Here is a 23,880-nt window from a genome sequence, read left to right on the forward strand (position 1 = left end):
CGGTTTAACTTTAAGCGCTTTGAACGCGATTACGACCGCCAGATTTCGCTAAATAGAGTGCCTGATCGGCACGTTTAAACATCGACTCCTCGCTATCGTTATCACAGAACTCGGTGACGCCAACGCTAATTGTATAAGTTGGTAAATCAGATTCTGTCAGCTGTTCTACTATTCTTCTCAACTGCTCAGCAACTTGACTAGCAGCCGCGACCCCTTGCATTGGTAACAGGATCGCAAACTCTTCACCGCCGACCCGAAACAGCAAGTCGACACTTCTCAATCTAGCCTTAAAGGTCGCGACCAAATGTTGCAGGATCTGATCGCCAACCTGATGACCATGTTGGTCATTGATACCTTTAAAATGATCAATGTCGAGCAACAGCAGACTAAATTTACTACCCCGTCTCGCTAAATCGAGGTGAATTGTAAGCTGCTCGTCCCACTTATGCCGATTGTAGGCACCGGTCAGTTTATCTTGTGTTGCCAGCACCAACAGCTGTTGTTCCACTTGCTCTCGATTGATGATCTCTTTGGTTAGGCGTCGCATCATCAACTTTAAATCTTGCTCGAGCTCAACCAGCTCATCCTGAGAAGAGCGAACCGCCCCTCCCACCTCTAAACCCGAATTATCGTCACGAAAAGACGATTCAAAGGCTCGTATTTGTTGTTTGATCCGAACGATACGGTAATCAAATATCCGGATAATATAAGTGGTGAGAATCAGCCCTAAAATGAGGGCGCTGAAACCCAAGGCAATATTAACCAACTTAAATTCTTGTTCATGTTTTTCGGTGTAACGGCCCGCTTCCAGTGTTAAAGTTTCAATCCGTCGCAAAATAACCGAGACACTGGCTTCCAACTCACTCGCCATGAGCTCCAATTGGCGTTGTTTCTCATCACTGATGTGCGTTGTCGATATCATTGCTAATAACTGTTGTTCAAAAACGTTACTTTTTTGATGATAAGTCTCAATATCCAACATAATTTGCTGATGAGATTTCAAATCATATCGAATCTCATGAGAAGACAAGCTATCGGCAATCACCTTAACGGCTTTATCCAGTAGCAGCCTCAACTGCTGCTTTTGATAAGCAAACTGTTTATTTTTCGGAGGCTTACTCTCTTTAGCTTGTTCTTTTAGCCGAAATTTTTCTAATAAGATATGCTGCTCAAGCTGCAACATCTCAATCTCATTCATAATTTGGCTTAGAGGTATGTCAACATAGGCAACCTCTTTCATCTCATTATCAATCATATTCAGTTTATAAATTGAATAGATAATTACCACCAATAAAAATGACAGCAACAATACAAACAAGCTACTCACTTTCTTACTAATAGAGGCGTTTAAAAATTTGAATGACAACATTACTTAATCTATTTCCATAAAAACTAGCGATCACAGTAAACGAACGCTCAACCTTTTCTTAGTACAATATTAGTCGGTGTATACGCGGTTGCGACCTTCTGACTTGGCCCGATACAGCGCTTTATCGACTCGTTTAATGATCGACTCTTCATTGTCATTCTTAAGATACTCTGTCACCCCAATACTAATGGTATAGCGAGGTAGGTCTTCATGATTAATTTGTTCTATCATCTCTCTTAATACTTCAGCCAAATGGGTCGCTGCTGCCGCATCTTGTAGGGGCAATAGAATTGCAAATTCTTCGCCACCCAGCCGAAACAATTGATCCACATTTCTAAGTCTTTCCTTCAACGCGGCCACCATATGAATCAGCACTTGATCGCCCACTTGATGACCATGTTGATCATTAATCAACTTAAATAAATCGATATCCAACAAGATCAAACTAAATTGACCACCTCGTTTTGCCAAATTGAGCTGTACCTGTAGCTGTTCATCCCATTTATGTCGATTATAAGCACCCGTCAACTTATCCTGCGTAGCCAACACAAGCAACTGTTGCTCAACTTGCTCTCGATTGGTGATTTCTTTAGTTAAACGCCGCATCATCAACTTTAACTCTTGCTCTAACTCAACCAACTCATCCTGCGATGAACGCAACCCTTCTTTCTCTAGACTACGTTCTTCATCACTTAAAGATGATTCGAAAGTCTGTATTTGCTGCTTAATGCGAACAATACGATAGTGGAATAGTCTGATGATATAAGTGGTAAGAATAAGGCCCAAAATTAACGCACAACAGCCTAAAGCAACATTTACTAATTTAAATTCTTGTTCGTGTTTTTCGGTATAACGACCGGCTTCAAGCGTCATCGTTTCAATCCGCTCTAAAATCGACGTCACTCCGGCTTCTAAGTCATTCGCCATATCTTCCAACTGCTTCAACTTTGCAGCACTGTGGAGCGGCGAGGATGAGAGCGACTGCAACACCTGCTCAAAAAGATCACTCTTTTGATGATAGACCTCGATCTTCGCCATTAGTTGTTGATGGGCCATCAGATCGTATCTTATTTCGTGCGTAGACAAGCTGTTGGCAATCACCTTAACCGCTTTATCCAACAAGGACTTAAACTGCTTCTTTTGATAAGTAAACTGCTGCTCTATCGAAAAATCTTCACTTTTACGCTGTTCTCTTAACTCGAATTTCTCTAATAGAATATGTTGCTCTAATTGCAACATTTCAATTTCACTCATAATTTCATTCAAAGGAATATCAACATAAGCGACTTCCTTCATTTCACTATCAATCAGGTTTAATTTATATATTGAATAAATAATCACCACCAGTAAAAACGACAATAGCAAGGCAAACAGGCTGCTAATCTTTTTACTTATGGATGCGTTGATAAAATTGAATGGCAACATAACTTAAGCATTTCCGTTAAAAAGAGCGCATAAATAGGGTAAATTCGCATAAATGACGCGCTTTATTATTTGGTCATCTAAAAGCAAAGGCCGACTTTACACCAAACCCCCCCACAAATGCCCACAAACTCGGTAAGATATTTCAGTGTAGACTGTAAAGATAAGCTTCTACACCTCGATGACTTTTTGTTGACCTTAAGAGGGAAACGTCTCAACGATGGTTTTTTGAGCAACTCAATGCTAATGAAAGCAAATTTTGTGGAATACAAGGCTCAACAAGATCACCAAGAAGTGCCGCGTTAAGGGGCCACAAAGTCATTGCAGACAAGTAACTCCGACTTTTCTCTTTGGAAGGAAGCTTAAGCGATATTTGCTTAAAGAAGCAAACAAGCCAACTCTCAGCGTAATTTAAACTGGCTAGTTCGGTGCCAGCCGCGACCCACCGTCGCAGTAGTCGCTCAATGTAAGAGAATTATTCATTATGGCACGCAAGCAAGGGATTGGGATTGCACCAGGGCATATTTTTTCCACCGACCATCGCTATGATCACTGTTTTCGCCTCAATGCTGGCTTTGGTTGAAACGCGGATGTGGAAAATGCCATCAAAATGCTGGCGCAGTGGTGTGCACAATCGCGGATAAGTGCCAAGTAAAAATGTGTAAGACGTTTCAGCTAATAGTGCTCGTCCTGAGTTCAAATACCCCTGAGGCTCACCACGCTGGAAAGTCCTTATAGACCAATAAGCACTGATCATGGGATGCACGGGCAGGGCGAGATCGCGAACATTTATCAATCAAATGTTGACTAATTATCAAACGAGAGCTGGTTACTAAACAGTCGCTTTAATTGTGCTGTTTTCGAAACCTGGTTGGTTTGAAATCAAACTGTATGCAAAATGAACACTCACGCTCTCACTCTGGATGCACGGGGAAGACCTCATTTTATTTAAACAAAGTATCTGCAGCATCAAGGCAATGGTATTTTCCGCTCAAGTATCTTGTTTGATTGCTATTTTAAAATCCCCTCTTCCACGGCTTGATTGAGTTTCTTTTCGAGTAATGACCAAAGCGACTGACTCCCTTCGGCAATTCGGCGATTCACAGCGAAAACTTTTTCTTTAGGGACCTTATTTTCTTTCCAACTATGTCCGTCACCGTGTAAGTTATGAAGCAGCGGTGGCACACGATCAATTGCTTTCGCAAATTTAGAATCGGCGGTTTCCCCTGCTTCAAATTCAAGCCATAAAGATAAATATTGTTCCGCTTGTCCTTCAGGAAGCAAAGCAAAAATGCGCGCCAAACCCGCTTGTTCTTTCTTTTTGAGTTCTGGCGTTTCACTTGCGTAAATAATGGTGTCACCGGCATCTACTTCACCCAAATCATGGATCAATAGCATCTTGATAACACGATCGATATTCACAGGCTGATTCGCAGAATCTTTCAGCATTAAAGCCGCAAGACAAACATGCCAAGAATGTTCTGCTGAGTTTTCATATCGTTCAAGACCAACGGGGCGTGTTTTTCGATGTACATCTTTTAACTTTTCAATTTCGACAATGAAGTCCAGTACTTTTTGAATATCACTCATCTCATACTCCGGGAAGGAAAATCTAAAGCCGTGTTCTCGTAACTATTCATGACGCGACGGGGATCATATGCTGCGAAATAACGGGGAAGCGTATATCAAGGCCTTCGCTTGTTTAAATAAAGTGTCTGCTGAATCGAAAGAACAACACAGCCCGCGAAGCCTCTTACTTAGCGTTCAATAGTGCGTAATGTTGAGACTTGGACTGTCACATCTAATTGAGCCTGTTTTAGGCGTTCTTCAACTTTTAAAAAATCGTCTTTAGAGGCGGATGGATGCAACCTTATCTGCTTGATTATTCGGTTCAAGTCATAGGCTATTACATAACCATCGCCCTTTGTTTTGATGACGCGGTGGCTTTGCCGCTTCCCTTGTTCACTCATACAGCACGTGAATAAGTCGTTCTCATATGATGGTTTGCCATCTGCGTATACAGTCCCAAATTGCTCTCGATCAAATCCAGTCAGCTTAGAATACCGATTCATATCAACTACTAACCTGAACTCTTTTTCATGCCGATATTTTTCTTCTTTAAACTTTAGAGGTTCATTCATTGCAATTGATTTTTTCTGATCGCTATATGCTATCTCATAAAAACTTGAAGCATTTGTAATAGGTTCCGGTAGCAAACTAATAAGAAGCTGCTCGTCGCTAATGAGAGCAACGCCATCAGAACCATATTCATTCCACATTTCTGCTGTTTCAGTTACACCGGCGAACCAAGATGAAAGATAGTTATCTTTTCTATTTAGCTGCATTAGGTTTTCATTCAAGTCGTCGAGGCGACTAAAAAGATCTTGGTTAACATCCCCCATTCTATGTTTCAATGCCTTAGTGATTGTCGAGCTATCATATAGACCTTCTTTGGGATCACTTTGACCAGCAGCAGACCCAATATACAAACCATGATCGGAGAGCAACCACTCAAATTTTTCTTTGCTGAGATATCGAATTAACACGCAGTGTTTCCTTAGAAATTAACGTCCACTTAAGCAGACAAAAATGCTTGGCAATCATTGTGGAGTGAAGCAAAACGTTATTTTAAATAATGAAACGCCATCATCGAACAATGAGCGACAGCCAAAAATTTACCTCCCTTTGAACACTCTCGCTAGGTTCTGCGACGCGCCAATTGAACCGTCGATATAACAAATATGACAGGAAGCAACCACATTGCGATCACCGCTAACAACGCTACCGGCTTAAAAATAACCCAAAACGGCATGTATAAATGATACCAAGGGAAATTTAGAGCCAGTGCAAATAGCTTAAAGCCGACAAATCCTTGGCATTCGAAGCCAATAAGCATCGCGTCATAGGCATAACATCCGACATATTCGGTAGTCTTCACGCCATATTCAACAAAACCCAGTATCGCCAAGTCTAACGCAAATAAACCAGCAACAATAATCATGTAGATTGCAGCTATTTTTTGAAGTCGCTTCCAATATATAATTTTCAATTAAGTCCCTAACGTAAATTAAAATCGAAAATACCAAACATGACACATCACTGTTAAGCATCTTTTTATGTTCTTATCTACAGCGCTACGACGGCCGCTACTTCTATTTGTAAGTCGGGATGAATTAACCCACAAGAGAACAGGCAGATAACCTTCATAGAAGTGACATCGTTGTTCTCGAATTGAGGGTAACAAGCTAATTTGCGAACCAAGATGGTGAGTTTTACTCAATCAATTTTTGACCGCCGTTCATACTCAAGGATCGCTGACTCCTGACCAAGAATGTCCGAACGTTGCCCACTCATATCAAATGATTGATCCTTAGTTCCATAAACAGTAAGCCCCGATATATAAAACGTTTTATTATGTTTAGTCGCATCAACATAAGGACCTGCAACTTGAGGTAAACCTTGGTCATTACCCCTTTCAACCACTGAATGCCTCCTTAGCACATGATGCATCTATCCAACAAATCGACTGATAATCACTTGATAATTTAATGCAGTAGATATGCCGCTAACTCGTTATACAGACCGCTATTGGTAAAATTCTAATTTTATTGCCTTGTTATGAGTATTTTTCAATAACCAGCGATGCCTGTTTGCTGTTGTTGGCATTCATAAAGTAAAACCCAATCGCTGCAAATATAGAAATAGCGATCACACTGAACCAAGTAAAACGATAACCATAATTATCAATTAAATAGCCGATCACAATAAAACTTGGCATCAACAAAACATTTCTGAGCGTCACAAGTACCCCCTGAATTCTCCCCCGGTGACTAGATGGAGAGTTATTCGCGAGATATACCCCTTCTTTCGTCGACAGCAAAACTTCTCCGGCGGATAAAAATAACCACGCTAAAAAGTGCATCGGAATTGTTGGATACAACATGACAAGCAAATACCCGAATGCAAACATTAAACCTGCATATGCCAAGCTAATTGTTTCTGTCTTACTGGAAGTTAATTTCATTAATAGCGGGGTAATAAGTACAACCAATACACACGCATAAGTCATTAACTGTCCAAATAAAACGGGGCCCGTTTCTCCAAAAATATGACTCAAATATAATGGGCTTGCCATCGTCATTTGGTTAAGTGAGTAACACAGCAGACCGCAAAGAAAGGTGAAAAATAATAGTCGTGGTCTTGCTTGCAGAACGGTCCAAACTGAGCCCGAAACCGCTTGCTCTAACTCACTTTCGTTTGTCGCTTCCGTTTCTGGTTGCACTTGAATAAAAATGGCAATAATCAAAACGCCAAATAATGCAGCCAAACCATTACCAAAAAATATCCACTCAGTATGCTTCCAGAATAAGTACCCTGCGATGATAGGGCCTAAAGCAGAGCCAAAATTATATGCAAGGTAGCTCAGTGACATCACCGCATCACGATTCTTAACATGAGAAAGGTCGGCAACCAAAGCGTTACTGGCTGGTAATGCCAAGCCAATAAAGAAGTAAGCACCGCACAAAAATGCAGGGACTAAAACGGGAGAATCAGAAACGAAACCACAGTAAATAAGTAGCAGAGCCCCTATCAACTCACCGACAACCATGACCCGTTTATGACCCAGGATATCTGATAACTTCCCACCTAAAAAGCTACCCAAAAGATAAGTTCCTGTAACACCCATCGCAAGGGAGCCTGCGACTGTGACTGAATAACCTAGCTTGTCAGTGAGTAGTAAGACTAAAAACGGAATAATGAAATTACCCATTCCTAGAATCATCCTCGCTATCGCCAAGTAATATATATTTTTCGGTAAACCGCGATAAATCGATATCGCAGATAAAAACTTGTGAATGACAAAACCCTCAATGAATTGAATTTACCTGAAGAAGTGAGCGCCGCTAGCGTCGAAGCGAAATCATTGAACCAAAAACATAAAACCCAAGCTTGAACAGAGACACCAAGCCTTAGAAATCACTCTTAATGTTTGATTATTGGCTATCTCCCACCAGCCAAATCGATAAAAGAACCGGTAACATAAGAAGCTTCATCAGATAGTAACCAGACAATTGCATTGGCGACTTCATCAGGGGTGCCACCCCGTTGCAAAGGAATCTGAGGAGACAAACGCTCAACTCTATTTGGCTCACCGCCATCGGCATGCATGTCGGTATAGATAAAACCAGGTCTTACCGAATTAACTCGGATCCCCTTTGGAGCTAGTTCCAATGAAAGACCTTTAGTCAAAGAATCCATTGCACCTTTCGATGTCGCATAATCGACGTACTCAAATGGAGCGCCACTTCGAGAAGCTGCAGATGAAACATTAACGATAGAGCCTGTCGCTATAGGGTCTATGCGCCTAATAAACTCACGAGAACAAAGAAAGCAGCTAGTCACATTAGACATCATCACTTTATTGAATCGTTCTAGATCAATCTCAGAGAAAGTCATTTGCGAAAACAAAACGCCTGCGTTATTGACCAAATGAGTCACAGGGCCAAACGCTTTCTCCGTTGCGTCAAATAAAGAGATGACATCACTTTCATTGGAAACATCCGCTTGAAACGAAAATGCTGAACCACCTAACTCTCTTATTTCACAAACCACTGCTTCCGCAGCTTGAGCATTTGCAAGATAGTTTACACAAACTTGATATCCTTTTGCGGCCAATAACTTTGAGGTAGCCGCTCCAATTCCTCGACCACCGCCAGTGACAATGACAACTTTATTCATGCAAATACTCCTTATGAATTTTTACGCTCTGGTGTAGAGAATGCCCTCATCATCCATCGGAAATTTCATAAAGTAAATACGCTAGCTTGGTTTGATTGAGTAAATATCGCCAAAAAAAATCCTATTAACCCTCTGGACTAAAGCACTCAGGATGCGCAAAATCCCCAGCCCCCAAAAATACTGCTTGAATATTAGCCACCAAATAAAACTTTTTATTTCAGACTGTTACATGCACACTTTTGCTCAACTGGCGTATCAAAGGTGTATCGCACAAAATCAAAACATTGAACAAGTGATAAAAACTGCCATTGAAAGCTGCAATCAAGCGAGTTGGGGTGAGTGTTTCAATAGTTTATTCTTTTGTAAGGAGACCAAGGTGTCAGCTACGCGCTCGCCGCACTCCAAACCGACAACCACAGCGCCACTCGACCATGCCCTTGTTGCCAACACCCCATGCACTGCACAGGCATTAGCCGAACGAGCTAGCCAAAAGGCGAACAGTATAAGGAGAATGGCAGGGCTTAACACGAGGATGAAAACACACAAAAAATAACAACTTAGCACTACGCCAGACGGGGAAGGGCTTAACGCCGTTCACCCCATCTTAGCCAAACTCGCCTTGCGAAAACGAACAAGGCCTTGGCCCCGCCAACATCAACACCGTTATTTACTATAGAAGGGAGCATCGGGCTTGTTCAACACCCGAATAAGGTGTCGACTGCGCGACACCTATCCTTATTTGTTATAAAGCTATTTATACGTACTGCCATTATGCTTTAACCAACCGTCAACATGACGACCATTAGGGTCATAATGAGTCCAGTGAACTACACCACCTTTTTCATTCCATTCATATTCACCATAAAATTGAACCTGATCACCTTTAGATATTGAATCGATTCTGGGAGCAAGATCAATGTTATGAGCAATTAGAATCGTTTGGCCTGATGGCAACTTTAGAATAAATTTTTGATGACGCGAACCTTCATTATCATCTTTTAATATACGAATTACCGTCCCACTTCCTTTAACCTGTACATCGCTTTGATGGTTTTCATAGGCTGATTTTACTGACGCAGCTTCAACAAGATTAATAGATTGCAGTAAAACAAATACGACAAATATGGATTTAAATAATTTACGCATATGCCAAACCTTCCCCAGCTTTATAGACATAATGACCCCCACGAGGTGCTAGCCTCCATTGTCGTGGGTTAGCGCGAAGCCAGAGCCATACTTAGTGTGTTAACAACTAAAGCTCGAGGCTAGCATGAATAACGATAACATAATTTTTATTGGCTTAGATACGCATAAGTCCTTTATACAAGTGGCTGTATTACAAGAACATCGTGGGGCTAAACCTGAGCACTTAGGCCGGATTAAATCGAACAAATCGGCGCTCATCAAACTGGCTCAACAACTGCAATCCAAGTATCCAAAAGCTACGTTACATTTCGTCTACGAAGCAGGACCTTGTGGATATTGGACCTATCGCCTGCTCACAAGTCTTGGGCATTGCTGTTACGTCGTTGCGCCATCACTTATCCCTAAAAAACCTGGAGATAGAATTAAGACTGACATGCGTGATGCAGCCAAGCTTGCAAAACACTTCAAGGCAGAAGAACTCACTCCTATCTATGTTCCTGAAGCAGAAGACGAGGCGATACGCGACTTATCCAGAGCCAGAGAAACTGCAATGAAAGATTTAAAAGATGCAAAGTTTCAGCTCAAAGGATTCTTACTACGCAACAACATACAAGCCAAGGTGAAAGACAATTGGTCGAAACAACACCTGCGTTGGTTAACCGAGCTTATATTGCCACACCATAGCCAACAGAGCGTCTTACAAGAAATGATCATGACTATCAGCGAGAGAATTCAACGCTTACAACGTCTCGACAATGAGCTGCTCCATCAAGTTAAAAATTGGCGATACTATCCCGTTGTGAAAGCGATTCAAGCCATGCGCGGGGTTCGTCTACTCGTCGCATTAGGAACCATCGCAGAACTTGGAGACTTGAGACGATTCGATCACCCAAGAAAATTGATGGCTTACCTCGGTTTAGTGCCGAGTGAAAACTCAAGTGGAAATAAAACACGACGAGGCAGTCTAACCAAATGTGGGAATGGTCGAGCAAGACGCCTGCTCATTGAAGGCGCTCATTCCTATAAACACAAAGCTAATATTTCTACTGAATTACAACGGCGACAAGAAGGGCTACCTAAAGAAGTTGTCGATATTGCTTGGCACGCACAACAACGATTATGTCGTCGTTATCAACGTTTACTCCAACAAGGAAAGCACCGAAACATTGTTGTGGCAGCAATAGCTCGAGAAATGATCGCGTATATCTGGACAATCGCCAGAGAGGTCGTTGTGAGTATCGTTGACCCTAGAACACGTATCTCGAGATTGCCCGCATGAGCCAAGAATTAGTGTTATCGCATTGGATGAAGCATCGGGTGTGGCACAACCACCGACGGCGTTAGGATGGCAGTAAAGCGCAGGCTTTATTGAACCTCGAGCATAGACTGAAGCCAGGTGCCACGACGAAATAAGTAAGGTTGGCTCTACTCATCAAATAGTGAGTAATCCACGCATATCAGCATGAGAACCAACGAAGTTACTTGCTTCATCTATGCGGTAACACTATACCCAAAACAAGTAGTAGGCTCTCAAATGTAAGAGTCGAAATTTCTGCGCTTTATATTGACTGTGGGGGTCATATCAACGCCTCAATAAAGGGCTCGCGTTAGCGCGTCCAGCCGAAGGCGAACTTTGATTGACTTGTTATAGCTATACACCGTCAAATTGCCCCCATGCTAGCCACTTGGTAACGGCCTTGTTTTGATCATAAATGACTTTGATACCACCGCAAGACTGCATAAATGGGAACCCCCAATATGGCTTACATGACTGGTGATCTCTCACTATTTTATTTTGGTATGTGCTTTCACGAAACTCGACGCCAATGCACTTTTCAACAGCGCTCATACTTTTACCGATGGATACACATTTGCTACCGAGACTATTGTAACGACTCTCCAATTGTTCAGGGCTTACACAAGATGCAAGCAAAACAGTAATAGCGATAATCGCAAGTGCTGGCTTAATCATTCTTGGGCCTATAACGCCGCATTAAGCGGACTAAAATAGTGGGTTAAAATGTGTAGCGAAGCGAAACCTAACCCACTGTTTTAGTTCCGTTTAAATGCCTTGTGTACGCCCAGCATGGGCATGAACTAATGAGGTGAAAGTCCTCTGTAGGAAGGTCACCGTTTAATAACATTCTGATTATTAAACGCTAACTACTAGCGAATGGCAAGGGCATTGCCGCGAGGGAATGTCTGAAGGAAGCCGGACGCAAATCTGCGAGCTGATGAACAAGAACATCATATGAGGCGTAGGCTGGAGGCGAGTTGGCACAAGACAACGAAGCCATGTGATCTAACGGCCACCGTAAATGATGCAGCAGTGCAGAGACAGTGCATGTTCTTATCTGGGGAGATCTGCTTAACAGGCGATCGTTAAACTCACTAGCTTGGCCGCTAGCTCAAACAGGCCTGGCACTTAATTCTCATCAACTTAAGTGAGCAAATACGATGAACAACGATAGCGCTATTTGGGGTAACTCAAACGGTGATTAAGCAGAAGTCAGCAGACGGCATAGTAGCCCAACGCCCATCGTAATGGTTGGGACATGGTGAAGGCCTGAACCTGAAAATCAATGAGGAGCCTGTGCAGCTCATTGTCTCCGTATCCGACCGGACTGAGGAGTCATGGCGCAAAAAAAACAGAAGCCATCATTGGAATGCAAAGGAGCTAATCGGCCGTTGTATTTTAATCGTTTTCAGGAAACGCCCTGTGCGGAGCCGCATGCAGGGTGTTGTGGGGGCTGGAGGTTAGATACCTCCGGCTACCCGATTAGCTGTATTTAACGAGATCAAGCAACTACTGGCGGTTCATTTTCATTTTCTAAATTCTTACTTGCTATAATTATCTTATCAATAATATTATCGATAAGATGGTCAGCAGCAGAGAAATCTGTGCCTTCTACTTTAACCTTATAGTTTGTCAATAGTTGCTTACAAGTCCAAAAATCCCTTAAACCACAATATTTAGCTAGCAATAAAATATCGCAATCTAAGTCTTTAACTAGCTCTGTTATAGATTCTTCTAATAAGTTATTTGAACTATTAAATATGACATTTTTAAACGAAGTTTCTGCTACTTGCAATTCAATTTCACTTTTATAGTTTTCTACGTAATTCTGTGAGTGAGAAATGACTTTTTCTAGTTTTTCCTTTCCTCGCAATCTATATGCCAGAATAGGATTAATAGTTGCAAACTCAGCTAAAGAATCATCGTAAGGTTCAAGAAGCTTTGTGTGCATATCTTCTTTTAACGTAGTAGATAAATTTTCAAAATGAGTTGTAATCATTTTATGTAGTGGGTTATCTGCACTAATATCCCCCATTGGATACCCTCGATCTTCCACTTTTGTAGATATATATTCTAAGTAATTTTTTGTTGCATTTTTGGGGTCAAACATTGACCTTATAGTTTGGTGGCGTATTTCGAGAAGAATAAACAACACTTTCCGGGCACTTTTTTTAATTTCTAATCTACTTTTAAAAAAGAACCCTACATAACCTAATAGTGCGGCGAAAAAAATACCTACACTACCTATCAATGCAGCAATGATTTTAGGATCCATATTACACTCCATGTATAAATTAAGACTACAGCTAACGCCAGCTTAAGCGGACTAAAATAGTTGGCTAAAATGAGAAGCGAAGCGAAACTGAGCCAACTGTTTTAGTTCCGTTTAAAGCTCTTGTGTACGCCCAGCATGGGCATGAACTAATGAGGTGAAAGTCCTCTGTAGGAAGGTCACCGTTTAATAACATTCTGATTATTAAACGCTAACTACTAGCGAATGGCAAGGGCATTGCCGCGAGGGAATGTCTGAAGGAAGCCGGACGCAAATCTGCGAGCTGATGAACAAAAACATCATATGAGGCGTAGGCTGGAGGCGAGTTGGCACAAGACAACGAAGCCATGTGATCTAACGGCCACCGTAAATGATGCAGCAGTGCAGAGACAGTGCATGTTCTTATCTGGGGAGATCTGCTTAACAGGCGATCGTTTAACTCACTAGCTTGGCCGCTAGTTCAACAGGCCTGGCACTTAATTCTCATCAACTTAAGTGAGCAAATACGATGAACAACGATAGCGCTATTTGGGGTAACTCAAACGGTGATTAAGCAGAAGTCAGCAGACGGCATAGTAGCCCAACGCCCATCGTAATGGTTGGGACACGGTGAAGGCCTGAACACTTAGAATAAAGGAGGAGCCTTGTTAAACTTGAACACCCATTCGCCGTCCGGCGTAGATGCGATTCAGCGTAATAACTCGCAGCCAACCTTTAGCCAACATCTATTCGAACATATGCTAACGCGGCAGAATATTCAGCTCGCGTGGCAAGGTGTTCGAGCCAATAAAGGGGCTGCTGGAGTGGATAACATGTCCATTGATGCATTTCCTTCTTGGGCAAAACTACACTGGAAGCAGGTTGCTGCTGCGCTGCGTAATGGCCAGTATCAGCCTAAACCGGTTCGCCGTGTGGAGATTGACAAACCCGATGGCGGTAAACGCCAACTGGGGATCCCAACGGTGCTAGACCGTGTTATTCAACAGGCCATAGCTCAAGTGCTTACGCCCATTTTTGACCCTAGTTTCTCAGCGAACAGCTTTGGATTTAGGCCAAACAAGAATGGGCAGCAAGCGGTGAAGCAAGTTCAAGGCATCATCAAGCAAGGCCGACGTTTTGCGGTTGATGTGGACTTATCTAAATTCTTTGACCGAGTTAACCATGATCTGCTCATGAGTCAGCTGGGAAATCGAGTTCAAGATAAACGGCTACTTACACTGATTGGAAAATACCTGAGAGCGGGTTTTATCCATAACCAGTGCTATCAGGAAAGTCGAGAAGGTGTACCGCAAGGGGGACCATTATCGCCCTTGCTGGCCAATATCATGCTCGATCCATTGGACAAAGAGCTGGAAAAGCGAGGGCACAAGTTTGCTCGTTACGCCGATGATTTTACCATTTTGCTGAGAAGTCAGCGTGCGGGTGAACGAGTGCTTACGAGCATTAGTAGCTTCTTGCAACGGCGCTTAAAACTTGTGGTTAATACAGCCAAAAGTCAGGTGGTTAAAACGGCGAAGAGTAAGTTCTTAGGGTTTACCTTTAAAGCGGGACGGCTGCAAATTCACGCCAAAACGTTACACCGTTTTAAACAACAAATTAGGCGTCTAACAAACCGTAACTGGGGCGTGTCGATGGGCTATCAGCTATTTAAAGTAAGCCAATACTTGCGAGGATGGATAAACTACTTTGGGATCGCGAATTGCTATCAACTGTGCGTAGATCTAGATCACTGGATAAGGCGCAGAGTGCGAATGGCCTACTGGCGACAGTGGCGAAAACCGAGAACCAAAGTAAGAAATCTGATGCGTAGAGGAGTACATGTTCAAGCCGCGGTAGCCTGTGGCATAACCAGTAAAGGCCCATGGAGAAGCTCGAAAACACCGGGGATCCAACAAGCATTATCGAATGCTTATTTAGCATCCCAAGGTCTATTTGCGCTTCGAGATGGATGGATTAAGCTTCACCATTCTAAGTGAAACGCCCTGTGCGGAGCCGCATGCAGGGTGTTGTGGGGGCTGGAGGCTAGATACCTTCGGCTACCCGATTATACGTTTATTCCATAAAAATCATATTCATATAAGTAGGTCTTATTTTGTTTTCTTCACACCACAAATCGAATTTTTCACGTTCAGATGAAACAAAACCAGTTCCATCATCATTTGTAATCACAAGCGTTAGACCATTAATAGGTCTCAAATAATCTCCATCAATCATAAATTCTCTACTGTTAGTTAGAGAGCCAATAACATGCTCTAAGCTAGAGTTTTCATTATTTTGTAGGTGATCTTGCATACCTTCATCTAATGGTAAATAACCGCCTTGCATTGCCATTATATTTATTGCGGACATTTCAGCTGTACCTATAGTATACGGTGCCCAAACATTGTCATTATTTCGAATTAAGTCTTTTTCTTTCATTTCTATAGTTTTATACAACCATCCAGCTCTATCTTCTATTTCTTTAGGTATTGCTAAAAGCAAGGGTTGAATATTGTCCATGTGAAGTCCATCATCCCATGGCATTTTCACATCAAAAAATATTGCGATTTTAGACCAGATTAATTCCAAGATCATTTTTGCTGGATTATGCCTAGTCGAGAAAGATATAACCCAAGAATCTTGATCTTTAATTACAGTAAAAGGAATACCATTACCTTTAACAATACAATATTCATTAGAGGTTACCAATGTTGGCAGGCTAGGAACTCCAAGTCCTTGACCACCATCTTTACCTTTTTCTTCAAGGATATTTATAAAAGCGGTTCTTAATCCATTCTCACTTTTATAACCTTCGTAACCATGAATAATACTTACTGGAGCTAATGATTCCTGCACCAAGGCATAAAATAAAATACCGTCACTTTTTGAAAGATGATGTATATCCAAGTATTTCTCTGGTGCTATTTTTCCAGTAATTTGAGAGAAGTGCTTTCTAGCAATTGAGATATCAGGCTCATAATTTTCAGTTCTTAACTTATTTTCAAAGTGTTCAGAGAACCTCTTTCTTATTCCACCTAAATGTTCAAATGCATCAATGTAATCTTTTTTCCTCAAAGTTTTCTTAACTTCAAAAATACAAAGGATATTTTCTATTTCGTAGATGTACTCGTCTGTTAGTCCATACCGAACACCATCACCATGAACCAACATGCAATCAATCTGTTCCGGCAACATTTCACCACCAACTGATATAAAACCAGACACTACTTGTAAATTGAGATTTTGCGGAAGGATAAATGCTTGGTCGATGCCTTGTTTGGTAACTTCTTCATATGCACTACCTAGTGTAGGCATGTGAGGCATATCAAACCCTTTTAACTTTGTTGTTTCTTCTTGAATAAACAACTCTAAGAGTTGAGAGGCTTTAATAATCATCGGTGAACTCCATCCTTGAGAAACGTATAACGCTAAGTAGGCCGCACGTGCGGTCTATCCCATTCAATGAGCGCGCGTCCTATCACAAAAAACATGATCTTCATCACGTTCGCCCATCAATTTATGATTTGATATTAACCCATTGTCTACCTTAGTTTTTTACTCGGAATCAATCAATCGTCGATCCATTTCTATCATTGATTACTTTGACAAATGACGCAAACGAAACTAAAGATACTGTATATATATGGCTCTTCACCGTTCTTGGTGGAAAGTCATATCAAGCCCTCCAAAGTGAAATAAAATAGCTCGCTTAAAGCGTTCTTTATTTCTAAAACCCATCGAACGTATTTTTAGGCGTTGATTGTTTCCATTTATCGCTTCCGCTAAGCCATTTGATACCTTATAACGCATCGCATTGATGATGCCCTTTAAGTGCGTTTTCACGGTTTCTGCTGCTGTCATCATCGGCCTGATTTGACTGACCTTTATGAGTGCCAACCAATCATTCCAAGCTGCTTTGGCGTTAACTGCATGGCCATACCAAATGGCTCTTGCTTGCTCTTTAAATATCCAGCTCAAGCCAGTATTTTGCATCATCTTGGCCAGCGCACTCACTCTTTCTCTCAATGTCCCATGTAGGTGGCTGTTTCGTTTTAACCATCCATACCGTGTTTGGTGGCACTCTCTTTTTAAATGCTGGGGCAACGCCATGAGTTCGCTTTTTCTCTCGCCAGTAGGCCATTCGCACTCTGCGCCTTATCCAGTGATCTAGATCTACGCACAGTTGATAGCAATTCGCGATACCAGAGTAGTTTATCCAGCCTCGGAGGTATTGACTCACTTTAGCGAGTTGATAAGTCATGAGATTTAAAAGCGTAATCTTGGCTATCGGGAGTGTGAAAGATTTTTGTTTTTAGAATGGGGGTCTAGTTTATTTTGTACTGCATCTTCTTAAACCCTGCGTTGCTCATTCTCAAGGGCGTTGAACTAACTCGCTACGCTCAAACAGACTTCAACTTTGCTCCCTTGTTCATTTGCGCTACTCGGCGAAGATGATGGGATTTAAAAGCGTAATCTTGGCTATCGAGAGAAAAGGTTTTTGTTTTTAAAATGGGTGTCTTGTTTATTGCTCATTTAGCTGAAGGGAAACCTAAAAAAGTAGCCATCATTGCATGCGTAAGAAAGATGGTAACCATCCTAAACTCAATGCTACGAGATGGCGCCTTATGGGATGCAAAAATAATTTAATCTAACTTATTGACACCATAGTCGTTTGTTAGGCATTATTCTATATGGTGACAAACTGCTTCAATATTATGGCCATCAGGATCAATGACAAAAGCTCCATAATAATTAGGGTGATATCGCTCTCTTATTCCTGGCGCACCATTATCTTTTCCACCAGAAGATAAAGCTGCCTCATAAAACTGGTCTACCTGCTTTCGACTGTCGGCGGCAAAGGCTACATGGAGGGGTGACTGTGATCGGTTACCTTTTCCAAGCCAAAACTCTGCTTTTCCTTTCTTCCCAAAACCGCTACTCCCTTCGAACGCCATTATTTTTTCAATTCCCAGAGGAGCCAAAGATTTGGAATAAAATTCATCACTTTTTTTAAAGTCTGATACTGAAAATCCAACGTGGTCAATTATCATAATAATATCCGTTATATTTTTGATGCCTAACGCTAAGTAGGCCGCACGTGCGGTCTATCCCATTCAATGAGCGCGCGTCCTATCACAAAAAACATGATCTTCATCACGTTCGCTCATCAATTTATGATTTGATATTAACCCATTGTCTACCTTAGTTTTTTACTTGGAATCAATCAATCGTCGATCCATTTCTATCATTGATTACTTTGACAAATGACGCAAACGAAATTAAAAATACTGTATATATATGGCTCTTCACCGTTCTTGGTGGAAAGTCATATCAAGCCCTCCAAAGTGAAATAAAATAGCTCGCTTAAAGCGTTCTTTATTTCTAAAACCCATCGAACGTATTTTTAGGCGCTGAATGTTTCCATTTATCGCTTCCGCTAAGCCATTTGATACCTTATAACGCATCGCATTGATGATGCCCTTTAAGTGCGTTTTCACGGTTTCTGCTGCTGTCATCATCGGCCTGATTTGACTGACCTTTATGAGTGCCAACCAATCATTCCAAGCCGCTTTGGCGTTAGCTGCATCGCCATACCAAATGGCTCTTGCTTGCTCTTTGAATATCCAGCTCAAGCCAGTATTTTGCATCATTTTGGCCAGCGCATTCACTCTTTCTCTCAATGTCCCATGTAGGTGGCTGTTTCGTTTTAACCATCCATACCGTGTTTGGTGGCACTCTCTTTTTAAATGCTGGGGCAACGCCATGAGTTCGCTTTTTCTCACTTCATTCACCGCTTTAGTGAGCACCTTTGCGATATGAAAATGGTCTATGGCTATCATTTGCTTAGCCCGCTCACCGAAGTAGTCATATGCTGCGTTTATATATGCTCTGCTCATGTCCATCGATATGGAACGTGTAACCATTGTTGACTCAGGGGGCAATGCCTTAAAGCAAGCTGATAAGCTCAGGCCTGTTCGACCGTCTTCAACCGATATCACCTGACCATCACGATTGGATAATACCGTGACATAGTCATGGCCTTTCTTAAATGCCGTTTCATCGACCAACAGGTCTTGGTAGTTCATGGTGGTTCTGGCTGTCAGACCGCGTTGAACGGCTCGTGCCATAATACGGTCGATGGCTCCCCAGCTAAGCCGATAGGTTTTACTCACCGCGTATAAGGAACTGACTTTAAGCATCTCTATAACGCGAGCCTCAAACAGCTCTGTGTAGCGACTGTTACTTGTCGCCCAAGGCACTTGAAGTGTTTGCACTCCATGCTCTGGGCAATCAGCTCGAGGGACTTCAGCCTCAATACGTGTTTCAAACTGACAGGTATCTAAATGTCGCCAAACCCGCCGCCGAGTATCGTGTCGACGAACAGCCTTACCGCAAGAGGGGCAAGCCGTTAATGAAGCTCGGTCATAGTCAACGCGTACGGTGATGGTTTGGGTTGACTCATTGAGTTCAACAGATGAAACAGCCCAAGGATGAGTTAATCCAAGAATGGATTGATAAAGCGTCGTGTCTTGCATGGTCGCGAGGTATTCATGAACGTTTACTTATTATCTCGCTCATTAATGTTTGTTGAAAGTGTTTCCACTACATTCGGTGAAGAGCCATATATATACAGACAAAAAGTGCGCAACATGTCAAACACACCATTGCGGCTCCAGCAGCGATTTAGAAATACGATTTATCAGCACCATTACAGTATTCGCACCGAGCAAACCTATTGGCATTGGATAAAACGTTTTTTGTATTTTAATCACAAGCAGCACCCAGCAAAGCTCAGAGCTGCTGATATTGAACGATTTCTAACTCATCTAGCGGTCGATAGGCAAGTCGCTCCGGCGACTCAAAACATCGCATTTAATGCCTTAATGTTTCTCTATAACAAAGTACTACGTATCGAAATGATTGGAATTCAGGCGAAACGCGCGAAAAAACGAGTCAACATTCCCGTGGTTTTTACTCGAGCTGAAGTGAGCCAAGTGATTGCGAATTTACCCGCGGATTATCAGATCATGGCTTCACTGCTTTACGGTTCGGGACTAAGACTCAGTGAATGCTTGAGATTACGGATTAAAGACTTAGATTTTGATCAAAATACAATCACCGTACGGCAAGGCAAAGGAAATAAAGATCGCGTGACTTTGTTACCCCCTAACTTGATCCCAAAGCTTCGCGATAACATTCTCGTGAGCAAAAGTGTTTTTGCTCACGATATGAGTCTACATTATGCTGGAACGACGATGCCTTACGCGTTAGCCCGAATAATAAACTAGACACCCATTCTAAAAACAAAAACCTTTCTCACTCTCGATAGCCAAGATTACGCTTTTAAATCCCATCATCTTCGCCGAGTAGCGCAAATGAACAAGGGAGCAAAGTTGAAGTCTGTTTGAGTGTAGTGTTTACTTCAACGCCCTTGAGAATGAGCAACACAGGGTTTAAGAAGATGCAGGGCGAGCTTTCTTTTTGCTTAGCTAAGCTTTGCTCGTTGAAGCTTAATGACGTCGCCGTAGGCGAAAGCTTTTACCCCGTTGCTAACACAGAACGGGGCAAAAACGTTTTAGAAATGGCAGCGTCCACATCGTGAGCGCTGCCATTTTAATATGACACTTTAATACTTGGTGCGAGACTTTATTGTCCGCCGACAGCTCGAACCATCACCGCCGAGTCGCTATTCCACAGTGACCGACTTGGCCAAGTTACGTGGTTGGTCTACATCGGTGCCTTTAATTAATGCGACATGATAAGACAAGAGCTGCATCGGAATGGTGTAAACAATAGGCGCGATCAGTTCATCAACATGAGGCACATTAATCACCCGCATGGTTTCATCGCTGCTAAACTTGGCGTCTTTATCGGCAAACACATATAAAATGCCACCTCGAGCCCGAACTTCTTCAACATTAGATTTAAGCTTTTCTAATAACTCATTGTTCGGCGCCACCACAATAATTGGCATTTCGGCATCAATCAGGGCTAAGGGGCCGTGTTTAAGCTCACCCGCCGCGTATGCTTCGGCGTGAATGTAAGAAATTTCTTTTAACTTCAACGCACCTTCCATGGCTATCGGATATTGAGTTCCGCGGCCGAGGAACAAACTATGATGTTTGTCGGCAAAGTCTTCGGCTAATTCTTCAATCGCACCATCTAAAGTTAAAGCTTGCTCGATTTTCGCGGGTAAAGCCAACAAAGCACTCACGATCCGCTGCTCCATTTCTGCACTTAGCCCTTGATTACGACCAATGGCTGCTACCAACATCAATAAACCCGCCAATTGCACGGTAAAGGCTTTAGTGGAAGCGACTCCAATTTCGGCACCCGCTTTCATGATGTAGGCCATGTCGGATTCACGTACTAATGATGAGCCTTCCACATTACAAATCGTTAAGCTGGCGGTATAGCCTTGCTCTTTCGCCAGACGCAGCGCCGCTAAGGTATCGGCCGTTTCACCACTTTGTGACAAAGTGACTAACAAGCTATTTTTCGGAGTGCAGGACTTGCGATAACGAAACTCAGAAGCGATCTCAACATTACAAGGAATGCCAGCCAACTCTTCAAACCAATAACGAGCCACCATGCCCGAATTATAAGAGGTTCCACAGGCAATAATTTGCACATGCTCAATGCTCGGCAAAATAGCAGCGGCTTTTTCACCAAAGGCGCTGTCGAGCACCTTACCCGCTTTTAAGCGACCTTCTAAGGTTCGCTGAATAGCAATCGGTTGCTCATAAGTTTCTTTAAGCATGTAGTGACGGTATTGACCTTTATCACCGGCATCGTGTGCCGCGGTTGACTCGGTAACTTCGCGCTCAACCGATTGACCATTGGCATCAAAAATAGTCACCGAATGACGTGTCACTTCGGCAACATCACCTTCTTCTAGGAAGCTAAAACGGCGAGTGACGGGTAACAAGGCTAATTGATCGGAAGCAATAAAGTTTTCACCCACCCCATAACCAATCACCAAAGGACTGCCAGAACGAGCGACCACCAAACGAGAGGGGTCGCGTTTATCCATAATCACCATCCCGTAAGCGCCTTCCAGCTCCGCCACTGCAGACTGAACCGCCTCTAACAAACTTTGGTGATGCTTTAATTTATGCTCCACTAGGTGAGCAATCACCTCGGTATCCGTTTCAGAAGAAAATAGATAGCCTTTCGCCTGGAGTTGTTCGCGCAGCGGCTCATGGTTTTCAATAATACCGTTATGTACCACCGCAATGGTTTCACATGAAACATGCGGGTGAGCATTGCGTTCGCTTGGCTCGCCATGAGTCGCCCAACGGGTATGAGCGATGCCAGTGCCGCCCAATACCGGGGATTTGACTAAGGCATCGGCTAATTCTTGCACCTTGCCTAAACAGCGCACTCGGCTTAATACGCCATCGGGAGTCAACGTTGCTACACCAGATGAATCATATCCGCGATATTCCAAACGACGTAAACCTTCCACTAAAATATCGGCAACATCTCGTTGAGCAACAGCTCCTACAATTCCACACATATTTATGTCCTTGTGATAGATACTATGGTGCTATCACCAAGTTGACGCCTTGAGCCCGTATTTGCTCTGCAACTTTGGTTTCTAGCTGATTGTCTGTAACTAAAGTTGAAATATTTGACCAAGCCAACTCTAGATTGTGAATTTTTCTGCCTACTTTATTCGATTCGACTAAGACCACGACTTCACGAGCAACCTCTGCCATCACTTGGCTAAGACCCACCAGCTCATTAAAGGTAGTTGAACCCCGCAGTACGTCGATCCCATCTGCACCAATAAACAATTGATCAAAATCGTAGGCCCTTAAGACCTGCTCCGCGACCTGCCCTTGAAATGCCTCTGAATGACGGTCCCAAGTTCCTCCCGTCATCAAAAGTGTAGGTTCGTTTTCCAACTCACGCAGCGCAGCAGCAATGCTTAAAGAATTGGTCATCACCACTAAACCTTCTTTATCTGATAACTCAGGTAACAGTGCAGCGGTCGTGCTACCACTATCGATAATGATACGATTATGATCTCGAATTAAACCCGCCGCAGACTTAGCAATAGCTTGTTTTTGAGCAGAAATTAGCTCATCACCATGCTCATGAATTAACTCGCTAGGGATCGGTACCGCACCGCCGTAGCGTCGCAATAACAAACCATTTGCTTCTAAGCTCGCCAAATCTTTTCGGATGGTCACTTCTGAAGTTGCACAAAACTGAGCGAGTTCGTCAACCTTCACCTCACCTTGCTCGGTCAGCCTTTCCAATATTAAACGACGTCGTTGTTGAGTATTTCTTTTGATCATATCTTTCGACTTAAGTTTCGAATCGAAAGATATTATATTTAAGTGAAACTTAATATCAACCCTTGTCGTAAATATAGACAAGCTTGATTGCGAAAACTGCAACTTTAATCATATAAAAAGCGTAGCTGAGCTGACCGTAAATACCAGTCCAGCGACTCTATTCCCAAGCAAGAATAATGAACCTCGGGCATAGACATCCCCTAACCAAGATTATTTTTCAATCCAAAGATCACAAAAAATTTGCGCACGCCATACAGCAATTTAACAAGCACTAACATAAATAAGCATTTTTGTGAGCGTGGTAACGCTTTCAGATGATACTGTGATCGGCGTCACGCAGTTATCGTGG

General features: G+C 42.6%; 19 protein-coding genes and 2 pseudogenes. 4 read left to right on the top strand and 17 right to left on the bottom strand.

The window, feature by feature from the left end:
* Positions 1-10: 10 nt before the first annotated feature.
* From ACRRSY_RS22430 to ACRRSY_RS22470, 9 genes are all read right to left on the bottom strand, one after another.
* Complete coding sequence (locus ACRRSY_RS22430; protein ID WP_432464063.1) at positions 11-1,369, bottom strand: GGDEF domain-containing protein; 1,359 nt, start codon at positions 1,367-1,369, stop codon at positions 11-13.
* Positions 1,370-1,438: 69 nt separating this feature from the next.
* The gene (locus ACRRSY_RS22435) at positions 1,439-2,794 is read right to left on the bottom strand and encodes a GGDEF domain-containing protein (RefSeq protein ID WP_432464064.1); all 1,356 of its coding nucleotides are present in this window, start codon (positions 2,792-2,794) and stop codon (positions 1,439-1,441) included.
* Positions 2,795-3,802: 1,008 nt separating this feature from the next.
* Positions 3,803-4,381: an HD domain-containing protein gene (locus ACRRSY_RS22440; RefSeq protein WP_432464065.1), complete on the bottom strand. Its 579-nt coding sequence runs from the start codon at positions 4,379-4,381 to the stop codon at positions 3,803-3,805.
* 167 nt (positions 4,382-4,548) lie between these two features.
* A complete protein-coding gene (locus tag ACRRSY_RS22445; protein WP_432464066.1) occupies positions 4,549-5,337 on the bottom strand; it encodes a DUF2971 domain-containing protein in 789 nt (262 codons plus the stop codon).
* A gap of 152 nt (positions 5,338-5,489) precedes the next feature.
* The gene (locus ACRRSY_RS22450; protein ID WP_432455339.1) at positions 5,490-5,840 is read right to left on the bottom strand and encodes a hypothetical protein; all 351 of its coding nucleotides are present in this window, start codon (positions 5,838-5,840) and stop codon (positions 5,490-5,492) included.
* A gap of 227 nt (positions 5,841-6,067) precedes the next feature.
* Complete coding sequence (locus ACRRSY_RS22455) at positions 6,068-6,274, bottom strand: hypothetical protein (RefSeq protein ID WP_432464067.1); 207 nt, start codon at positions 6,272-6,274, stop codon at positions 6,068-6,070.
* Positions 6,275-6,407: 133 nt separating this feature from the next.
* Positions 6,408-7,562 (bottom strand): MFS transporter, encoded by a 1,155-nt coding sequence (locus ACRRSY_RS22460; protein WP_439033340.1) that lies wholly within the window; start codon positions 7,560-7,562, stop codon positions 6,408-6,410.
* Between the two features lie 230 nt (positions 7,563-7,792).
* Positions 7,793-8,530, bottom strand: coding sequence for a glucose 1-dehydrogenase (locus tag ACRRSY_RS22465; RefSeq protein WP_432455336.1), 738 nt, complete (start codon positions 8,528-8,530; stop codon positions 7,793-7,795).
* 750 nt (positions 8,531-9,280) lie between these two features.
* On the bottom strand, positions 9,281-9,676 hold the full coding sequence (locus ACRRSY_RS22470) for a DUF3465 domain-containing protein (protein WP_432455335.1): 396 nt from the start codon (positions 9,674-9,676) through the stop codon (positions 9,281-9,283).
* A 124-nt stretch (positions 9,677-9,800) separates the two neighbouring features.
* Between ACRRSY_RS22470 and ACRRSY_RS22475 the strand changes: the two genes are divergently transcribed.
* Positions 9,801-10,955, top strand: coding sequence for an IS110 family transposase (locus ACRRSY_RS22475; protein WP_432455334.1), 1,155 nt, complete (start codon positions 9,801-9,803; stop codon positions 10,953-10,955).
* A gap of 1,519 nt (positions 10,956-12,474) precedes the next feature.
* On the opposite strand, the gene ACRRSY_RS22480 is transcribed toward ACRRSY_RS22475, so the two are convergent.
* Positions 12,475-13,248, bottom strand: coding sequence for a hypothetical protein (locus tag ACRRSY_RS22480; protein WP_432464069.1), 774 nt, complete (start codon positions 13,246-13,248; stop codon positions 12,475-12,477).
* Positions 13,249-13,889: 641 nt separating this feature from the next.
* Here ACRRSY_RS22480 and ltrA point away from each other — a divergent pair.
* Positions 13,890-15,221: a group II intron reverse transcriptase/maturase gene (gene ltrA, locus ACRRSY_RS22485; RefSeq protein ID WP_432461015.1), complete on the top strand. Its 1,332-nt coding sequence runs from the start codon at positions 13,890-13,892 to the stop codon at positions 15,219-15,221.
* Between the two features lie 76 nt (positions 15,222-15,297).
* Here the strand turns inward: ltrA and ACRRSY_RS22490 are convergent, their stop codons facing one another.
* The 3 genes and pseudogenes from ACRRSY_RS22490 to ACRRSY_RS22500 all read right to left on the bottom strand — a co-directional run.
* A complete protein-coding gene (locus tag ACRRSY_RS22490) occupies positions 15,298-16,620 on the bottom strand; it encodes a DUF6602 domain-containing protein (protein ID WP_432464070.1) in 1,323 nt (440 codons plus the stop codon).
* A gap of 255 nt (positions 16,621-16,875) precedes the next feature.
* Entirely contained in the window at positions 16,876-17,334 is a 459-nt protein-coding gene (locus tag ACRRSY_RS22495; protein WP_432464071.1) for a transposase, read from the bottom strand.
* Positions 17,335-17,392: 58 nt separating this feature from the next.
* Positions 17,393-17,485 (bottom strand): annotated as a pseudogene (locus ACRRSY_RS22500) (group II intron maturase-specific domain-containing protein); the annotation flags it as partial.
* 272 nt (positions 17,486-17,757) lie between these two features.
* Here ACRRSY_RS22500 and ACRRSY_RS22505 point away from each other — a divergent pair.
* Positions 17,758-17,871: pseudogene (locus ACRRSY_RS22505) on the top strand (IS110 family transposase); the annotation flags it as partial.
* 35 nt (positions 17,872-17,906) lie between these two features.
* On the opposite strand, the gene ACRRSY_RS22510 reads toward ACRRSY_RS22505, so the two are convergent.
* Together ACRRSY_RS22510 and ACRRSY_RS22515 are read right to left on the bottom strand one after the other, a co-directional pair.
* Positions 17,907-18,275: a VOC family protein gene (locus tag ACRRSY_RS22510; RefSeq protein ID WP_432464072.1), complete on the bottom strand. Its 369-nt coding sequence runs from the start codon at positions 18,273-18,275 to the stop codon at positions 17,907-17,909.
* 255 nt (positions 18,276-18,530) lie between these two features.
* Positions 18,531-19,760, bottom strand: coding sequence for an ISL3 family transposase (locus ACRRSY_RS22515; RefSeq protein ID WP_432463495.1), 1,230 nt, complete (start codon positions 19,758-19,760; stop codon positions 18,531-18,533).
* 114 nt (positions 19,761-19,874) lie between these two features.
* Between ACRRSY_RS22515 and ACRRSY_RS22520 the strand changes: the two genes are divergently transcribed.
* A complete protein-coding gene (locus ACRRSY_RS22520) occupies positions 19,875-20,513 on the top strand; it encodes a phage integrase N-terminal SAM-like domain-containing protein (RefSeq protein WP_432464073.1) in 639 nt (212 codons plus the stop codon).
* Positions 20,514-20,911: 398 nt separating this feature from the next.
* Here the strand turns inward: ACRRSY_RS22520 and glmS are convergent, their stop codons facing one another.
* Complete coding sequence (gene glmS / locus ACRRSY_RS22525; RefSeq protein WP_432455331.1) at positions 20,912-22,744, bottom strand: glutamine--fructose-6-phosphate transaminase (isomerizing); 1,833 nt, start codon at positions 22,742-22,744, stop codon at positions 20,912-20,914.
* 22 nt (positions 22,745-22,766) lie between these two features.
* On the bottom strand, positions 22,767-23,531 hold the full coding sequence (locus tag ACRRSY_RS22530) for a DeoR/GlpR family DNA-binding transcription regulator (protein ID WP_432455330.1): 765 nt from the start codon (positions 23,529-23,531) through the stop codon (positions 22,767-22,769).
* Between the last annotated feature and the right edge of the window lie 349 nt (positions 23,532-23,880).

The organism is Agarivorans sp. QJM3NY_33, from assembly GCF_050870865.2.
In the GTDB taxonomy this organism is placed as follows: Bacteria; Pseudomonadota; Gammaproteobacteria; order Enterobacterales; family Celerinatantimonadaceae; genus Agarivorans.

Coding starts and splice junctions, on each gene's coding strand:
- ACRRSY_RS22430 (WP_432464063.1), bottom strand. CDS start 1,369: ATGTTGTCATTCAAATTTTTAAACGCCTCTATTAGTAAGAAAGTGAGT.
- ACRRSY_RS22435 (WP_432464064.1), bottom strand. CDS start 2,794: ATGTTGCCATTCAATTTTATCAACGCATCCATAAGTAAAAAGATTAGC.
- ACRRSY_RS22440 (WP_432464065.1), bottom strand. CDS start 4,381: ATGAGTGATATTCAAAAAGTACTGGACTTCATTGTCGAAATTGAAAAG.
- ACRRSY_RS22460 (WP_439033340.1), bottom strand. CDS start 7,562: ATGGGTAATTTCATTATTCCGTTTTTAGTCTTACTACTCACTGACAAG.
- ACRRSY_RS22465 (WP_432455336.1), bottom strand. CDS start 8,530: ATGAATAAAGTTGTCATTGTCACTGGCGGTGGTCGAGGAATTGGAGCG.
- ACRRSY_RS22470 (WP_432455335.1), bottom strand. CDS start 9,676: ATGCGTAAATTATTTAAATCCATATTTGTCGTATTTGTTTTACTGCAA.
- ACRRSY_RS22475 (WP_432455334.1), top strand. CDS start 9,801: ATGAATAACGATAACATAATTTTTATTGGCTTAGATACGCATAAGTCC.
- ACRRSY_RS22480 (WP_432464069.1), bottom strand. CDS start 13,248: ATGGATCCTAAAATCATTGCTGCATTGATAGGTAGTGTAGGTATTTTT.
- ACRRSY_RS22490 (WP_432464070.1), bottom strand. CDS start 16,620: ATGATTATTAAAGCCTCTCAACTCTTAGAGTTGTTTATTCAAGAAGAA.
- ACRRSY_RS22495 (WP_432464071.1), bottom strand. CDS start 17,334: ATGGCGTTGCCCCAGCATTTAAAAAGAGAGTGCCACCAAACACGGTAT.
- ACRRSY_RS22510 (WP_432464072.1), bottom strand. CDS start 18,275: ATGATAATTGACCACGTTGGATTTTCAGTATCAGACTTTAAAAAAAGT.
- ACRRSY_RS22515 (WP_432463495.1), bottom strand. CDS start 19,760: ATGCAAGACACGACGCTTTATCAATCCATTCTTGGATTAACTCATCCT.
- ACRRSY_RS22520 (WP_432464073.1), top strand. CDS start 19,875: ATGTCAAACACACCATTGCGGCTCCAGCAGCGATTTAGAAATACGATT.
- glmS (WP_432455331.1), bottom strand. CDS start 22,744: ATGTGTGGAATTGTAGGAGCTGTTGCTCAACGAGATGTTGCCGATATT.
- ACRRSY_RS22530 (WP_432455330.1), bottom strand. CDS start 23,531: ATGATCAAAAGAAATACTCAACAACGACGTCGTTTAATATTGGAAAGG.